Source organism: Paenisporosarcina sp. FSL H8-0542 (assembly GCF_038632915.1).
In the GTDB taxonomy this organism is placed as follows: domain Bacteria; phylum Bacillota; class Bacilli; order Bacillales_A; family Planococcaceae; genus Paenisporosarcina.
This window is the reverse complement of the sequence record NZ_CP152050.1, coordinates 967,938-985,600: the sequence shown is the minus strand read 5'-3', so window position 1 is coordinate 985,600 and position 17,663 is coordinate 967,938. Positions and strand designations below refer to the sequence as shown.

Annotated in this window: 10 protein-coding genes and 1 pseudogene; 2 read left to right on the top strand and 9 right to left on the bottom strand. The window is 32.0% G+C overall.

Features of this window, described 5'->3' with window-relative positions:
* Window positions 1-70 precede the first annotated feature (70 nt).
* A pseudogene (locus tag MHH33_RS05215) lies at window positions 71-166 on the bottom strand (hypothetical protein); the annotation flags it as partial.
* A gap of 240 nt (window positions 167-406) precedes the next feature.
* Here MHH33_RS05215 and MHH33_RS05210 point away from each other — a divergent pair.
* Complete coding sequence (locus MHH33_RS05210; protein WP_342543139.1) at window positions 407-2,089, top strand: DUF262 domain-containing HNH endonuclease family protein; 1,683 nt, start codon at window positions 407-409, stop codon at window positions 2,087-2,089.
* Between the two features lie 111 nt (window positions 2,090-2,200).
* Here the strand turns inward: MHH33_RS05210 and MHH33_RS05205 are convergent, their stop codons facing one another.
* The 5 genes from MHH33_RS05205 to MHH33_RS05185 form a co-directional block, all read right to left on the bottom strand.
* Window positions 2,201-3,508, bottom strand: a complete 1,308-nt coding sequence (locus MHH33_RS05205) for a hypothetical protein (RefSeq protein WP_342543138.1) — start codon at window positions 3,506-3,508, stop codon at window positions 2,201-2,203.
* A gap of 414 nt (window positions 3,509-3,922) precedes the next feature.
* Complete coding sequence (locus MHH33_RS05200; protein WP_016429071.1) at window positions 3,923-4,072, bottom strand: hypothetical protein; 150 nt, start codon at window positions 4,070-4,072, stop codon at window positions 3,923-3,925.
* Window positions 4,073-4,707: 635 nt separating this feature from the next.
* Window positions 4,708-5,940, bottom strand: coding sequence for a serine/threonine transporter SstT (gene sstT, locus MHH33_RS05195; RefSeq protein WP_342543137.1), 1,233 nt, complete (start codon window positions 5,938-5,940; stop codon window positions 4,708-4,710).
* A 360-nt stretch (window positions 5,941-6,300) separates the two neighbouring features.
* The gene (locus MHH33_RS05190; RefSeq protein ID WP_342543136.1) at window positions 6,301-6,888 is read right to left on the bottom strand and encodes a hypothetical protein; all 588 of its coding nucleotides are present in this window, start codon (window positions 6,886-6,888) and stop codon (window positions 6,301-6,303) included.
* A 629-nt stretch (window positions 6,889-7,517) separates the two neighbouring features.
* On the bottom strand, window positions 7,518-8,696 hold the full coding sequence (locus tag MHH33_RS05185) for a nucleoside transporter C-terminal domain-containing protein (RefSeq protein WP_342543135.1): 1,179 nt from the start codon (window positions 8,694-8,696) through the stop codon (window positions 7,518-7,520).
* A 361-nt stretch (window positions 8,697-9,057) separates the two neighbouring features.
* On the opposite strand from MHH33_RS05185, the gene MHH33_RS05180 reads away from it, so the two are divergent.
* On the top strand, window positions 9,058-9,183 hold the full coding sequence (locus MHH33_RS05180) for a hypothetical protein (protein ID WP_342543134.1): 126 nt from the start codon (window positions 9,058-9,060) through the stop codon (window positions 9,181-9,183).
* A 293-nt stretch (window positions 9,184-9,476) separates the two neighbouring features.
* On the opposite strand, the gene MHH33_RS05175 is transcribed toward MHH33_RS05180, so the two are convergent.
* Genes MHH33_RS05175 through MHH33_RS05165 form a run of 3 tightly spaced genes read right to left on the bottom strand, consistent with a single transcriptional unit; the run spans window position 9,477 to window position 17,662 of the window.
* Window positions 9,477-14,798, bottom strand: coding sequence for a DEAD/DEAH box helicase (locus MHH33_RS05175; protein WP_342543133.1), 5,322 nt, complete (start codon window positions 14,796-14,798; stop codon window positions 9,477-9,479).
* Between the two features lies 1 nt (window position 14,799).
* Window positions 14,800-15,711: a hypothetical protein gene (locus tag MHH33_RS05170; protein WP_342543132.1), complete on the bottom strand. Its 912-nt coding sequence runs from the start codon at window positions 15,709-15,711 to the stop codon at window positions 14,800-14,802.
* A gap of 10 nt (window positions 15,712-15,721) precedes the next feature.
* A complete protein-coding gene (locus MHH33_RS05165) occupies window positions 15,722-17,662 on the bottom strand; it encodes a hypothetical protein (protein ID WP_342543131.1) in 1,941 nt (646 codons plus the stop codon).
* Window position 17,663 lies beyond the last annotated feature (1 nt).

Here is a 17,663-nt window from a genome sequence, read left to right as displayed (position 1 = left end):
GTCTATTTAAAATAAAAAGAGAATCTTTTAAATTTAGATTCTCCTTTTACTATATTTATTCTATTCTCTACTATTCCCATTCAATTGTTGCTGGTGGCTTGCTCGTAATATCATAAAGCACTCGGTTGATGTTCGGCACTTCATTGACGAAAAACCTTGCTATTTCGATATTCCTACCACAAAGAAGTATTTCTTCTATAAAATATACAATTCAATTATTTACGCTATTTCTGTAACTCAATAGTAGCAGGTCAATTACCTTTTTATCAAGATTAAGTACCGCTTTGTGCAAATAAATTAGCTCCTGCTTAAAACATAAAAAAATAACCGTCTACAAAATTTACAGTGTACAATACATAGAGTAAACACTGGTGATCTCTCAATAAGAACTAAAAGGAGTAATATAATGGATAAAACAACTTTAGAAGCAAGAGGACTAACATTAGAAAAATATTTAAATATTTCATATGGACTTATGCAGATTCCGTTTACCCAAAGACCTTATGAATGGGGTAAAGTTCAAATTTCAAGGTTGTTCTACGATTTTTGTAATGTATATGAAAATAAAGCTGATCAACATATATTAAATTTCATAACGCTTTATAAAGAAAAAGATAATATTAATATTTTTGATGGACAACAAAGAAGTGTGTCAATTTATATAATTCTATGTGCGATATTAAATAAAATGAGAAACCTACCAGATGCAGATTTAGAGTTTATTGATGGAGTAATTGAAAACTATATAGTTAAAAAGAATTTTAGAACAAAGCAAATTCAGTACAAATTATCTTTCGAAAAAGAATCAACCAATGTTTTTTTTAGAGATTATATAATTTCTGGAAAAGAAATCCCAAATGATTTATTATTAAATGATCAAGAAAAAGCTATAAAAACGAATTACAATGAAATTTCAAATTTAATTGATAAGTCATTTGGTAAGTTGAATCTCAGCTCAACATTAACAAATTTAATCAGTGCTATATTAGACGACGTGTATTTAATTGTCTTAGAAACATCTAGTGAAGATGTTGCAAACCAAATGTTTGAAACTTTGAATAATACAGGTAAAAAAATAGCGGACTTTTATGTACTTAAAAACCAGTTAGTACGTCTTTTAGGTGAAAAAACTATGGCGAGAGATTGGGATTCAATTGAAGACAATCTAGATGGAATAAGTAAAAATAAGTTTCTTACAGCTTATGTGTCTGTTTTTAACGGAAAAACCTCTGAAAGCAATATTTTTAAAGCAATTGAAAAATCAGAGAAACTTGTTAGCATTAGTAAAGCTGTTAATACTCTTTTGGAATTAAAACTCGCTTCGGAAAGATATTCATTTTTACAATCTCCTAGAATGCGTCAGTCAACTGATAAAGTTGCATTAAAAAGATTTGAGAATTTAGTTGAAACCTTAGCAATGGCTTCAGCAAATCAATATAAATCTGTAATATTAGCGATGGAATTAAAGAACTACAAATTATCTGAAATAAATGAGGTATTATCTGAAGTATTAAAACTTCATATTAAAAATATGTTCATTTCTCAAGAGTCTGCAAATAGTCTAGAACATTTTTATCCAAATTTGGCTAAAGATATTTATAATATGAAATATGAATTAGATGGAATAATTAATCAAATAAAAGGTGAGATGATTAGTAATTCACTTCTGAAACATAAGTTTGTGGCAAGAACTATTAGGACTGATACAGAGAAAAAAATTATTAGATACATTTTAAGAACAATTTATAATTATGAAAATAGTAATGAAGTAGTAATATTTGAAAACGCTCAACATGTAAGTTTAGAACATATTTTACCTCAAAATCCTGATTCAAATAGCAATTGGATTAATACCTTCCCAAGTGAAGAAACAAGAAATTTGTATACACATTATATTGGGAACATGACTTTATTATTAGGAACAAAAAATAGTAGTGCTGGAAACGATGATTTTGATCTAAAAAAATTGAAGTACATTCAAAGTAACATTTCTCAAAATAAAGATATAGCAAATAATTTACTTTGGGATAAACAAGCAATTGATAGTAGGAATGTAAAATTGTTTGAAACTTTCATTAAAATCTGGTGAAGGGAATTAGGAACCAATTTTTCCAGTGTATTGAAGAAAAGAAAGTTGATAAATTCAACTTTCTTTTTTCTGTAATTATTACATTATTTTTCTATGTTCGTATGTCACTTATTACGAAAATAGAACGTTTGGAAATTCTTCATTATAATCAAATTCTTCATCGAATAATGCATCAGAAAAAGTTTTAATTTGAGAATTGTGTATTTTTGCCATACGATGTCCATTACATTGGCTATTATCATTAATTCCTTTATAAATAATTAATAGTTGATCTTTTGAGAAATGACTTAGATTTGGTTTAATGTAATTTTCAAAGTTATTACTTGCCATATCAAAATAGGTACTAAAAGTGAAATACTTTATTAGAAAATCGTAATAAACATCTACGCAATCATGTTCTTCAGCCCACCCAAAAAGAAGAATTTCTTCAATTTTTGATATATCAAATGAAGGATATTCACTACCAAACAGGTCTTGCTCTAGAGAAATAAAATGCTCACTCATACTTTGACTTAAAAATGGAGCTTTAATTCTTAATGTCCAATTTGTATTTGCTTTCTCTTTTAACTTCGTCTTACCGTGATCTTCAAGAAGTTCATATATTTCTTTATTATGACCTATTAGAGCAAACAATCTTTCAAATGTATCGATATCAACGATTTCGAATTTACTAAAATGAGTAGCATTATCTTTTATAAATGGGTTCAATTGTGATTTGTATTTTTTATAAAGAATTTTAATTGTTCTATAATTAATCATTCTGTTCATCTTACACTCTTCACTTTGACATTTAAAAGTAATACTCCAAAGTTGTCTAAATATTCTTGTTATTACGTGCTCATTAATATTTCTTAAGTATCTTGAATCCAAATGTTTTTCCAAGGTAATATCATTTATGAAAAAATCTCGATGTTGAGATAAATCTTCAAGTATAGTTTCAAAAACTTTAGTAGACATTACAGCACTTTTTGTAAGTATACCTTCAAGCATATTTCTCATCAAAGATCTAACTGTTTCTTTATTAGGGCTTATTAGTAAGTCTTCTTTAGATAATACGGGATGGGCAGACAAATGCCTTTGAGTCCTTAAATAATACAAGTTTGCTTTATCAATTGGTTCTAACAAAAAGGTTCGTTCTTCAATTTCTTTTAACAGTAATACTTCCCATTCCCCACTTTCTGGTTTGTCAGTTTTCACTTTCTCAACTTTTTCCAGAATACTTATTGCCGTTGAATCTTCATATGAATCTTTTAATTCTTTAAGTTTATAAATTAAATCGCATATAACTACAGAGTAAAGCATTACCACTGCAGAACGGTAACTCCCAATAACGTATGATTGCATCACTTCTTTAAAGTATTCTCTTGATTTGTGATGTGTGATCATTTCAACGTTTTGTTCGATTGAATACTGCGACATTTAATTATTCCTCCATTTTTATAATTACAAAGTATTAGTGATTTTATTCAATGCCCATTTTCTTTCAATAAAAATTTAAATATCTGCTTTTGTGTTAAATGGAATGGAATAGCACCCTTGGATGAGTGAGCTGTATGATATTACCTCTAAGCCACCAGCAACGATTTCAATTCATGTAATTCTTGTCCTCAATTGTAGCTGGTGAACCCCTATATAACAACGGTATTATTTTGAATAATGGCTATGTCGTTTCAATGTCAAAATCAATTAGTGAGGAATGGATATCTGATGACGAGTTTTTTGTCACCGAATCTGAAATTTAGGAGAATAATAAACTCTATCATCAATTGAAAAAAAGAACTTCGAATAAGAAAAACATAGGGAGATTTTAGTCTTCCTATGTTTTCATTCATATTATTTATCTGTTTGTTTTTGCTTTTTTTTCAAATACTCCGCACGTATTTTTTCAAGTTGCTGCTTTTTATCAAATTTGGCAGGCTTGTGTTTTTCATGATACTTTGCCACAGCCACCTGACCTTTGGTATCCAATTGATATTTCCCCACTTTGTTCACCTACTTTTCTTGTCTTTAAAGAGAATCTATTCAACAAATATAATATACCTTATTTTACTGAAGTAAACCTTTTTACTTTATTAGTGTACTGCCTAACATTGCATATATCAGTAAAAACTTATTATGTGAACTCTACTCCATATTCATAAGCCTTCATTTCACAACAACTCCAAACACTTTGTAATTTTATTTAGTAAGTTCAACTTCTTTATCCAGCCCAGTTTAAATCCTTATCATCAATCTAGTGGAAATGAGAACTTTTTTCCAATCATATATATATCCCCTATCCTCCACTACTATTCTCTTAAAATACTATCACACATCAAATTTAGAAAAACCTGTAAATTGGTACGATATGTATGTTCCAACAAATTCTTCTATTCTTAAATTTATTTTCTTTTAAAAAGTTGGTCTGAATTATAGTCAATTGTTATTGATGGTTTGTAAGAAACAATAATAAAAAAACAAACTATTAAAAGGTGGAAAAAAAGCCACGATCACCGAGTCGTCCTCGGTAATCGCGGCTTTTTATATCTTCATGAATCGAATTCAATCAAATGAATACCTTTATGGAGCTTCAGATCAATAGTTAAGCTTCTATATTCTTTTTACTAGAGTCGTAGATCCTAAGATTTCATAGTAACTACTGAACCTTCTTTACGTTCTTTAGCATACTCAGCTGTAGCTGTGAACAGTACATCAGAAGAAGAATTCAGTGCAGTTTCACAAGAATCTTGAACAACACCGATGATAAAACCAACACCAACTACTTGCATTGCAATATCATTTGGAACTCCAAATAAATTACATGCTAGTGGGATAAGCAATAGTGATCCGCCTGCAACACCTGATGCACCTGCTGCAGAGATTGCTGCTACAACAGAAAGCATAAGTGCAGTCACAAAATCAACTTCAATACCAAGCGTATTTACTGTTGCAAGAGTTAGTACAGCAATTGTTACGGCTGCACCAGCCATATTAATTGTAGCACCTAGAGGGATTGACACTGCATAAGTATCCTCATCTAAGCCTAGTTTTTCACATAATTTCATATTTACCGGAATATTTGCAGCTGAACTACGTGTAAAGAATGCCGTAATACCACTTTCTCTTAAAACCATTAAAACAAGTGGATAAGGATTTTTTCGCGTATAGATGAATACGATTAACGGATTCACTACAAGTGCAATAAACAACATACATCCAACTAGAATTAAAATTAATCTACCGTAATCAAGTAAAGCAGAAAGACCACTTGTTACAATTGCACTAAATACAAGCCCCATAATACCAAGCGGTGCTAAATTAATCACCCATTGTACAACTTTAGTAATTGCATCTGAAAAATTACCTAACATGTCTTTCGTATTTTGATTCGCATTTTTTAATGCAATCCCAAGAACGATTGCCCACATTAATATACCTAGATAGTTAGCATTTACTAATGCATCAATTGGATTAGCAACTACGTTAAATAGTAATGTTTGAATAACTTCAACAATACCTTCTGGTGGAGATATGTCTTCTGCTCCTGATGTCAGTGTTAATGTAACTGGGAACATAAAGCTTGCAACTACAGCGACAGCCCCAGCTAGGAATGTACCAATAGCATAAAGACCAAGAATCGATTTCATATTCGTTTTCTTACCACTTTTATGTACGGCAATCGCATGCATCACTAAGAATAATACTAATATTGGTGCAACTGCCTTTAATGCACCGACAAATAAAGAACCGAAAATGGAGATCCAACTTGCGGCTTTAGGAACCGTTAAAGCTAAGATAAGACCGACAATAATACCGATCATAATCCTTTTTACTAGGCTCACTTGATTCCATTTAACAAATAAATTCTTCATTCTACTACCCCCAAAAATTTTCTTAAAACACGCATAAAAAACGCACAATCACTTCTCCTCGTTAAAATAATGTGTACTTATTTTAACTTTAAATAGACTGATATTTTATTCTATCACAAATTTTTAGAATGTTATATCGATTTTTTTTGTTATCTTTTGGGATATCTTATGAAAACCGTCCTTGTATTAGCTGCAATTTTGGGAGCATATGGACAAGGCAGGGACATCAAATAACAAAAAAGCCACAATCCTGAATTATCCTCAGCAATTGTAGCTTTTATAATTCATAGTGTGTGCTCGCTGTGTAAGAAACAAAAAAACAACTCTAAGTAAGAGTGGATCTATCTGTTTGCAACCCCGTTATTCAAGGTTCATTAATTCATTTAATTTGTTTCCCAACAGAGGAGATCTTTCGCCTAAAAGCATTTTCCCTATCTTACCTTCCTCCGAGAAGATTGCCTTGCCAGTCATTTCGTAAAGTGTTTTCTCTTCGTTTGGAGTTTCAATAGCGACTTGAACCGTAAAATCGTATTGATTGCTTGCATTTTTATTATCGCTTTGTTTCACTTCCATCTCTTCGACGCTCATTTGATAGTCTGCATCTGAAAAATGGTAATGGTGTGCGATTATCACAAAATTGTCTAATCCATTTTTAGTGAAATACGGCTCATATTTATTCATGAGATAAGAATGCATTTCTTCAAATTTTTCTTGGCCCTCTTTTTCCCATAAACGAGTGTATTCTTTATCGGGACCTGTAAATTCCTGTTCTAGAACAGCTTCAACAGTCTTTACGTTTATATCCTCAGATTTAGTTGGTTCTTCTGGTTCGATTGACTGATTTTCCTGAGTACATCCCGCTACTAATAAACAAGTGATAACGAATGTCACTAATAACAACATGGTTAACTTTTTGGCGGAAAGTTTTCTGAACGATGTGTTAATCATTATTATTCTTCTCACAATTTGTATGCTTATAATTAATTTACGGATATATATAGTAAAAGTTACAAAATATTTAAATTTTTTACTTAACCTAGATTCTACGTATGGTTAATGGTATTGAACTAACCAGCCGTGTTAGTTAAGTAAATTCTCTTCACAATTTCTGTATTTATAAACTATTCGTAATTTAAAATAAATTGAAACTCGATAAAATAGCAAAAACGCCAAAACCCTTATGTATCAAGGATTTTGACGTTCATTGAATCTCCATGAAATTAAATTATGGAGAAGGCGGGTCTTGAAATGAAATTATAGAAAAGTGCTGAAATACCAGTATTTCCAACGATTTTTCAGCACCTAATAGGGTACACCGTCCTATACGCGAATTGGAAATAATAAAGACACCTGATTTTTTAGACACAAAAAACCTCCTAATCATAATTAATTTAGAAGGTTCTTTGGTAATCTTTACAGTAAGAAGAGAATGGAGATAAAATATTAAAATTCGTATCCCGTTCTTATACCTACTCACTGAAAAGGTTTATTTGACGTCCTTTTATGTCCCAGGAATTACTTATAAGTATTCGCTGGGATGTTGCTTTTATTAGGGTTTTGGATGACACTTTCTCTAACTATAGGATAAAACTCACAATAATCGCTGATAATATGCTCACTAACGTTGCTCCGTATAAAAGTTTCAAGCCGAATCGTGCTACAACGTTTCCTTGTTTTTCATGAAGACCTTTTACAGCACCTGAGATGATGCCAATTGAAGAGAAGTTTGCAAATGAAACAAGGAAAACTGAAATGATTCCGATTGATCGTTCACTCAGATTTGACGCTAATTCATTTAATGATAGCATCGCTACAAATTCGTTTGTAACTAGTTTGGTAGCCATAATACCGCCTGCTGTTACTGATTCTGAAACAGGGATACCCATTAAAATCGCAAATGGAGCAAAGACATATCCAATAATCGCTTGGAACGTGACTCCAAATATCATATCAAATAAGTTATTTACTCCTGCCATTAGTGCAACGAATCCAAGTAACATCGCCGCAACCACAATTGCAACCTTGAATCCATCCATAATATATTCGCCAAGCATTTCAAAGAAGCTTTGTTTTTCTTCTTGCACAACAAGGAGATCTTCTTCTTCGGTTACAGAGTAAGGATTAATGATTGAAGAAATGATGAATCCTCCAAATAAATTAATCACGATTGCAGTTACGACATATCTCGGTTCAATCATCGTCATATAAGCTCCGACAATAGACATCGATACAGTAGACATCGCTGACGCACTTAGTGTATATAGACGTTGAGGGGATAATTGTCCAAGCTGTTTTTTCACAGTAATAAATACTTCAGATTGTCCAACAATAGCGGATGCTACTCCATTGTAAGATTCCAATTTACCCATGCCGTTTACTTTACTGATTGCCCATCCAAGCCATTTCATAATGAAAGGAAGAACCTTAATGTGTTGTAGAATTCCAATCAGAGCCGAAATGAATACGATTGGAAGTAAAGCAGTTAAGAAGAAAGGAGCTTGTCCTTCATTCGCAATGCCGGCAAATACAAAATTGATTCCTTCATTAGCGTAATCTAATAATTTTGTAAACACGGCTGCGATTCCCTCTATAAGAATCAATCCAAATTTGGTATTCAGTAATGTAAAAGTTAATATTAACTGAATAATGATCATCTGGATAATTGGTCTTATCTTTATTTCTTTACGATTGTTACTTGCAACCCAGGCAAGACCCAGAACAACAATTAAGCCTACGATTGAGATTAAATAATTCATTTAATGCCTCCACAAAGTTGTATTATTAAAAGGTTAAACGTCTGACCATTAAACTTACTTAATAAGTATACATTTATAAGTTATCATGTCCATATACTATTTATTAAATGTTACCTATGTTGATAAAGGAATATTATATTTTAGGATTGCGGTTCCCCATTTTTGTAACAATTTGACCGCCATTCATTTGCAGCCTACCTTCAAGTCTAAATTTATAAGGACCAATTATCTCCGCTTGAAGGCAAGATAACGCAAACAAAAAGCAGATAATAAAACAGACGACAAATAAAGTTGTCTGTTTTTTATTGTGTACATTTTTTCAACATATTTCCTAAAATGGAACCAAAGGATGGTGAACATAATGAATGTACTATTTTTCTTGATGGGCATTATCGGGATGATATTAGGAATAGTTTTCGATGCACACGTTACGAAGAAAGCAAAAGAAGAAGCAATACTGAAGTTCGCCAGCTACATCGAAATGTAGTGGATGACTACGCTTTGACTACGTTTTTGACGCTGTTCGGTTAATGCTCATTGAAACTAGATGATATAGACAAAAAGAAAAAACCCTTGAATACTACCAAGGGTTTTGACACTGTATGAAATCATATGATTTCGTAATATGGAGACGGCGGGTCTTGAATTGGAAAATCAGAAAAGTGCTGGAATACCAATGTCCTAATTAGATGATTTTAGATATTATTTCTTCTAACATACATTTCATATGATATATGTGAAAAATAGAACGATTAAGTAATTTTCCAAGTATCATTTAAGCTAATTAAAACTTAACACTAATGTTGCTTTCTCATAAACATTTGGTAAGTCGTTTCTAATCTCGTAAGGTGAAAAGTAAATAGTTGATTCATCATCTATTCGTTTTTCAATATTATTTTTCAAACCAATTTTATTACCATTGTTCAATTTGATAACCTCTTCCTTCTCACACCATTCCGCAAACGATTTGCCGTTGTGTAATTCAAAAGCTTCTATAAGAGGTAGCAAATATTTATATTTCGATTTCCAATCATAGACAACAGTCTCTCCAAAAGTTAAATAATTAAATAGCTCTAATGCTAAATGTCGATTCATTTGAGCATGTTTCATTTGATTTTGATAATTTCGCAAACACTTATAACACGAACCATCACAATCATTTGGACAACTTTTTAAAACACTGAATACCTCATTTTTGATATCTTCTATTCTCTCTCCAGCAACATACGAATATCCCGCTCCGCCAGATAAATTATCAAATAAATAAAGATCTACGTTATAACTACCATCTTCTAAAACTTTAATACGATGCCCTACAGTTAACTCTTGTGGGTCTATATCTAAAACTCTACTTGTTGCTAATACAAAAGCTACTCCTAACGTAACAAAAGCATCCTCAGCCCATTGCTTAGAGAAATCGAAATCGATATGTTGACCTAATATTAGTCGAATCAGAAGTAGATCTGTTTTAAAATCGTTTCCTAAAAATACTTCCACCATATTCCCTACACATCGTGAATCACTTGTAGATCGAACTTTAAATGGCTTTTCATGCTTGGTTTGTTCTTCAAATTTACCTTTTCTAGATACGGCCTTAATGTAGCCACAATCTTCGCAAATAGCAAATCCACTTTTTCCATCAATCCCCTTATTAGTTACAATTAATTCTTGATCCGCTCCATGCGCAGACAGCATAAACTTTGCACCTGGAATTAAACCAAATTTAAAAACCTCTTCATTATTAGGTACAAGTTGTGGGGTACTGGCATAACTAAAATTTTGAACTTTATCTCCCTTTCTCACTTCTCTTCCCTTTTCTGGAGAAAAACCTAATGGACGAATATATGGCTTTACTAGTAAGTTAGATTTACATATTGGACAATCCCTGTTCCCTTCATCATGAATAGTGACATAATTACAATTTACGCAGTATAACATTTTATTTTCAGTAAGATTCACTTCCGTAAAGGGTTGCTCAGGATTTTTTGCAAATGGATTATAAATACCACCAATACGATACGTTTTCTTATTCACAACTATTTGTCTGCCAGGTGCATATTCTCCTAACGCACGGTTTAAATCTAACTGTGGGCGTTGATCAATTACAATCTTCTTTTTATTCGAATCCCATTTCTGAATATATAAGCTTGTTAAATTGCGCGGGAACGCATATGTTGGTAAGAAACCATAATTAAATAAAAATGATAAAAACTGTGAATCCGGATGTTTCTCTACCTCTAAATCTTCTTCAATACTTCTATAATATTGGTTTAAATTCGATTCTATGGAATCATAAACATCTTGTAAATTTTCTCCTAAGCAATCTGCTGCCTCCTTGATTAATTTCCATTTCCCTTCAATATTAGATGCTGCTTCATCAGGGACAATCGCAAATATTTCAGGGAGATCTATAAATTTTTTATTGACTTGTCGCCCTAACCATTCTTCAAAGCTATTTATATCAAAGGGACTGTTAAAACTAAAGAAGTCTACTGTAAGTCCTAATGACTCTATGATGTTACTTAAAGCTTGCTCTCCTTCTTTTGCATATTTATGAAAATATGTTTGTATCATAAAAGCATTTAAATGTCTCGTAATAATTTTTTTATTATCAATGTAAATAAGTGCCTCTCTTGTATCACCACTTATAATATGTTGTGGATTTTCAAAGTAATATGCATCATGCGGTCCATTCTGAGAATAAGTTACAACTGTAGATAGCGATGAACCTCTTCGACCAGCTCGACCTGCCCTCTGTTGATAGTTTTCTCTTTGTGGTGGGATATTACGTAATCCAACTGCAGTTAAAGATCCAATATCAATGCCGACCTCCATTGTTGTTGTACAACTTAAAATATCAACAGCACCTAAATCTTCATCTAAAATGATATCCTGGAATGCCATTTCGTATTTTTCAGTTGTAGCAAAAGCTATACTGGGATCTTTTTGTGATAATTGAGCAGTATGTTCCTCAACCGAAATGTTTGAAATTTTTTCTCCTTCTAAAACTTGTATAATTGGAGTACGCCAAAAGCCCTTTTCAGCATTTAGTATCTCACTATCTGAAGCTAACTCTTCTAAAACTTTGGATAAACATGTTGGACAAGTATTTTTAGGATTTACCGCATGTATTTGTTTACACTTTATGCATCGATACCAAGTGTGATCAATGCCATCCTTTACCGCTAAGTTCCCAATATTCAAGTAGTATTTATCATGTTCATGCTCACATAACCCTTTACCAAACAATGCTTCAACCACTTTTTGTAGCTCATCATTTGTTTCAACATACATTTGAATAATTTTTTTTAATTCTGGCGATATAGTACCTTTTGTTTTTCCCCATTGCTCATCATTTCGATAAAATCCAAATATTTCACATCTATCTCCACTTGAAGTATCCTTGTCAATTGCAACCTCTTCTAACATTTCACGAATAAATAAAACAGCTACTGTCATTAAATCTTCTTTCGAGATAATATCTTTGACTGAGCGATGAAGCGTACTTATAGATACTGGCGAAACATAAGCTACAGTCGTTTCATACAATGAATAACCAGGAGAAGCCAGTACATGAATTAATCTAGTTTTCAACTCATTATTAATCTTAAAATCTCTAAAAGATTTACTTTCAAAATCTATCTCATCAAATTCATAAGTTTCAAACTCATAATCAATTAATTCAACATATTCTTTTATATCTATCAATAGATCTTTTCTATCCATATCATTTAATAGGCGTACTTTATTTTCATTCATAAAATGTAAAATTGCAGGATATATTTCACCACCAATCGCTGCCTCTGTACCTAATTCGTTTAATTTATATGCTGATTTCACTAATAATTGACGTATAACATCCTTTTCAACTTCTTCAGGAATATCTCTAGCTAACCTAGCTGCACGTTGACGACCATCTGAGAAAATTAATACTTTTCGTCCTTCATTTACACTTTCCTTTATTGATATTGAGGGAGGCTGCACTACAAATTGCTCACGTATTAAATTTGCAAACGGTTGTTCCCCCTTCGTGCGTAAATCCCGAATATTATACTTTGCACTTTTTAAACAGCAAGGACATTTTTTAAATGACATTATATCGGAATAGAATCCTTTTTCTTTCCCTTTGGATACTTTTTCATTAGACTTGTATATTTTTAAATAACCTTTAGTCGAAGTTGGTTTACTATCCAACAAGAATCCTGTTTTCATGTGTAGCCACATTGGTTCAATCTTATTAATAGCTTCTTCTCTAGGTTGCTCTACTAAAAAATGAATTTCTCTTAATTTTTCTCCTACAATACCATTTCCGCTTTCATTCCATAAAAACATGTTTCCACTTTGTTCTTCTGATATATATCCTCGCAAATAAACCGATCCACAATAACGGTGTGTCATTAATTCATATACTCTTGAACCACATTTACACGAAGTTCGATGATCATCAAAAAGTGTTCCTAATAAATCTCCCATTTGATTCGTTTCACAAGAAGGATTTATACAGCTATATACACCTGCTAGACCTCTAAATAAAATATGTACACGTGCTGGCAATAATATTTTATCGGCCTTTTTTGCTGCGTTTGCCAATAACAACAAATTACTAACTGCTTTTTCAGATTTGAAAAGCTCTGCATCCGAGCAAAAAAGCTTCGCTAAGTCTTCTAAAGAAGTACCATTCCCACTAATTTTTTTAAAAATTAAACTTAATGGTTGATAATGTTCTAAGTTATCATATAGATACTCTTGAAATTCTTCCTGCCTAACAGGAGGCTCACTCCACCCCATTAGTTTAAAGGCAGGCTTCAAATTTACCAAAGCCTTCTTATAATTTTTAATATATTCAACAAATGATTCTGAATTAATGCTATACAATATTTCAACCTCTTGAACCGTCGCTTCTCTCGGTGTAATTCTTGATTGCTGAGTCCCCTCAATAAACTTAAAATCTCTTTTAACTGGCTTTCCAGTCAGTTGATAGGCAAATTCTTTCGCTTTGCTTTCATCACCTGCTTTGCCTAAACTCGCTGATGTTAAAATACAACGAATTTGATCTCGCTCGACTCCCAAACGTCCCTGTAGACGACGAATTAATAACGCAACTTCTGCTCCGCCTGTTCCACGATACATATGTGCTTCATCTAAAATTAATAAAAACTGATTATTTGCATCTTCTTGAAGCCATTCCTTGGCACCTTCCCAGATTGAACGTTCAATAGGTCTCATCAGCATGTACTCTAGCATGGAATAGTTTGTTACTAAAATATCTGGCGGCGTATTCTGCATTTCATGCCTTGTTAATAACTCAACATCCGTTAATTTCCCTTTATGTGGTCCATGTCCCTTTTTCTTCGAAGCCATAAAAGCAGCTATATCTTTTGCCGGCCACTTCCCTCTTACCTTCATTTTTTCTACTTCTTCGGGGTTGGATATTTCTAAATCAATGTAATACTTCAAGATATCATTTAAATGATATTTATCTTTTTCATCTGAATGCGCTCCAGCATATGGAGTGCGAGATGTATACATACCAAATTGGATGTTTCTGCCGGCCGCTTCATGGAATAAATCAGTCATTTCTGTATTATTAAATAATCGTCTTAATCTTGTCATCTGATCATTAACTAATGCATTCATCGGATATAATACCAACGCACGAACCGCTCTTTGCTTAAACGTTTTTGGGGATTTTTTTGCTTCAGCATACAACATATTCAGCATAGGATGCAAAAATGATTCCGTCTTACCGGAGCCTGTCCCCGTTGAAACAATAAGATCAGAATGATTTGTTAGAAACTCTTCTAACGCTACTTGTTGATGAACATACGGTCGTGGAAAAACCCCTACTGAAGGATTTAATGAAGCTAAATTAGTCATTAATTTTTTTGCTGTTTCAGGAATATTCATTTCCTCATACGTGTTTCCAATTTCATAAATAGGCGTCGCTTCGATAAATGGCTTCGTTGAAATAACTCCCGGACTATTAAGTAATTCCGTACGCTTTCTTTGGATACTAATTTCACTGATTGGATATTGTGTCTCTATATACTCACTTAGTTTTTTATGTAATCTTTTTGTGACCTCATTGATTGTATACTCCAATTTATTTCATCTCCTTTAATTTCAAATTTTCAAGTATTGATTGGATATTTACTAGCTGAAGCCTATGAGTAATGAACTTTTTCGGATTCACATAACAACTAGGAAATGCAATTAAATTTAATAAACTTAATTCTTCTATTGGTAATTGACGATTGAAATAAATTTCTACTAATCCGTTTTTTAATGGCTTTACCGTATATTTATTTTCAATCCCATAAAAGTCACAAAGTGCAAAACATATTCTTAAATAATTTTGTTTAAGAATATACGTTCCATGTATTGTATTATCTCTTTTTAAAGCTACATAGAAATCTTTACTATTAAAAGGCGTTTCATGAATTGCAATAAACCACTCCCCTTCTTTAATATTCGTAACTAAAGAAGTTTTTAGTTGTCTTCCACTAATAAATCGAATAGCTTCAGATATATCTAAGTTCAAAGGCGATAATTTCTTTTCCAAAATAGACATAATACCTAAGAGTACAGGTCTATATGCGTAATCATCTGGTTTTAAAACTGGATAAATTATCTGTTGATTTAAGTGTAATTGAGCTAAGCCAAAGAATGACTCATTTGTCATGAAGTCATAGCCACTTACTATCACATTTGTTTCTTCCTCTGGAAATTGAATAACTCTCGTTGGAAGCACTGAATAATATCCTTTACCCTCATTAAAAATTTCTCCTTGCTGATGCATTAATTGTAGTAACTGCCATGATTCCCGGTTCTTTTTCCCATTAAAAAAACTTAAAAACTCTTCATTTTCATGGGAAAACAGTCGGTCTATTACTGGTAAAATTCTTCTAAAATGAACTTTTTCTGTTTGAAACTCTTCAGCTAATCCAATTATCAAATTTTTAACGTATGTTATATAGTGTTGTAATTTTTTTTGTACCAAAAGTTGTTCAAGCATCTTATCACCTCTAAAACTCATCCGAATCCATCAATAAATACTTATTAAACATAGTAGAAAATGCTATGTAACCATCGTCACTTCCTAATATATTCGTATAGTATTGTAACCACTTAGTAAGTTCCATTGTTAGTTCAAGATCATCTATTTCCATATTATTATCTAAATACCAATCTATAAATTCTTTAGAAATTCCACGTACTTCATTGAATTCGAAGTACAATTCTATATCTTCTGAAATTAATTGACCTGCAATTAATTGCTGTACTTGGCTTTTTCGGATAGAGCTTAGAATAAATTCCTCTGAGTCAATAATAGGAACTTCCCCCATCGTACTTAATAATTCATTTGCGTCATTTTCTTTTTCTATAGTCAAAATACACAAATTAGGATTCAGACTATTTTGTGACCATTTTAATTGCTTAAGATACACAGGCAATGAGTATTGCGCTGAAGTTAAATGAACATTATGCAGAATTAGTGTTTTAACATTTTGTTCACATTCATATTGTTTAAATAAGGCCTCTAACTGATTTAATCCAAAAGATTCTAGTTCTGGAATAACGATCAAGGTTTCTTCACTAGCAACGGTATATGCTAAGCACTGTGCTAGCTCTAATGAATATTTGCCCGTGATTATCAAAGGCTGCTCTAACAAAATTGCAGAAATTATTGTGGCAGGTAGTATATTCTTAGGATCTCTTGCTTTAAACTTCCTCAAATTCACCTTCAATCCCTCAAATACATCCTCTATAGATTTAAAATGAATACCTTTCGCTGAAGAAAAATTATTATAGATACCTTGTCCACTTAGAGCCGTTAAACTCTGTGCTTTTGGTTGTAGTCCAATTGATGAATTTAAAAGTTCATTAGCATAGACTTTAGAATAATCAGTTTGAAGCTCTTCAATTTTCTGATGAAATGTTTGTTCAATCGTATATAGCAGTTGCTGTGCATTAGCTAGTTTTATCTTAGTATCATTTAATTTGTTCGAGCATTCATTAAATAGAATTACATTACTTTTAGTTTCATTTATTAAACTCTTATTTTCCTTAACAAATTTATTGTACTCGTCATTAAATTTTTGAGAGATTTTTTGTTCAATTATTATTTTGGTTAACTCTAGTGATAACAATTGATCTGTATACTTCTTCAATAATTCTCCGTCCAAAGTTTGGTTATCTATTAATTCGATTGCTCTATTAAAACGGTCTATAATATATGATTCATCAATAGTTGGAGCAGTCAACCAATTACTTAAGTTTTGTCTTAACTTTCTAGACATTTCACCTAGCTCTGTATTAGATTTTAGGTGTTGTAACACAAATGATAATATCGTTTTATCATCGGCTAAATCAAAGTTCCCCTTAGTATCTTCTACATCAAATTCATGAACAAAAAATGTGCGGTTTTTCCTGATAAAATCGTCGAAGACAGTAACAGTATTAACTTCTACTTTGTAATATGGAACAAATCCAGTATTTTTCAAACCATATCCAACTTCATTTTTAATTAACCTTACAGGGCCAATTAAGTAACCGTCTTTTGTTCGAAATACCACATCATTTTTAGGAGAATAATCAAATGGTAAGCCCTTCCTCAAAATCCGCATTATTATTTCAAAATCGGATTCTAAACTATAAAATAAATCAACTAGTTCATAGAATGATTGACCAAATACCTCTTTACTTAAAATATACTTATTCGAGGTTGGACGATCCGGTTCGAAAGTATTTGATTCACTTAATTGATAGAGTGCAAAAATCTGTTCTCTTTCATTCTTATACGGGACAAATATCTTCCCTGTATTAGGGAGATATTTCAAATAGTCTTCGTCAGACCTAAAAATGGTAAAAATTCCTTCTTCATATATTGCAAAAGGTTTTGCGGCTCCAAATTCTGTACCTTCTTTGTAGGACTCCTTATTAAAAAGTTTAACTAAAACGATCATA

What these genes read in the sequence shown, in the direction of transcription:
- MHH33_RS05210 (WP_342543139.1), top strand. Translation starts at nt 407, where the DNA reads ATGGATAAAACAACTTTAGAAGCAAGAGGACTAACATTAGAAAAATAT.
- MHH33_RS05205 (WP_342543138.1), bottom strand. Translation starts at nt 3,508, where the DNA reads ATGTCGCAGTATTCAATCGAACAAAACGTTGAAATGATCACACATCAC.
- sstT (WP_342543137.1), bottom strand. Translation starts at nt 5,940, where the DNA reads ATGAAGAATTTATTTGTTAAATGGAATCAAGTGAGCCTAGTAAAAAGG.
- MHH33_RS05190 (WP_342543136.1), bottom strand. Translation starts at nt 6,888, where the DNA reads ATGATTAACACATCGTTCAGAAAACTTTCCGCCAAAAAGTTAACCATG.
- MHH33_RS05185 (WP_342543135.1), bottom strand. Translation starts at nt 8,696, where the DNA reads ATGAATTATTTAATCTCAATCGTAGGCTTAATTGTTGTTCTGGGTCTT.
- MHH33_RS05180 (WP_342543134.1), top strand. Translation starts at nt 9,058, where the DNA reads ATGAATGTACTATTTTTCTTGATGGGCATTATCGGGATGATATTAGGA.
- MHH33_RS05170 (WP_342543132.1), bottom strand. Translation starts at nt 15,711, where the DNA reads ATGCTTGAACAACTTTTGGTACAAAAAAAATTACAACACTATATAACA.
- MHH33_RS05165 (WP_342543131.1), bottom strand. Translation starts at nt 17,662, where the DNA reads ATGATCGTTTTAGTTAAACTTTTTAATAAGGAGTCCTACAAAGAAGGT.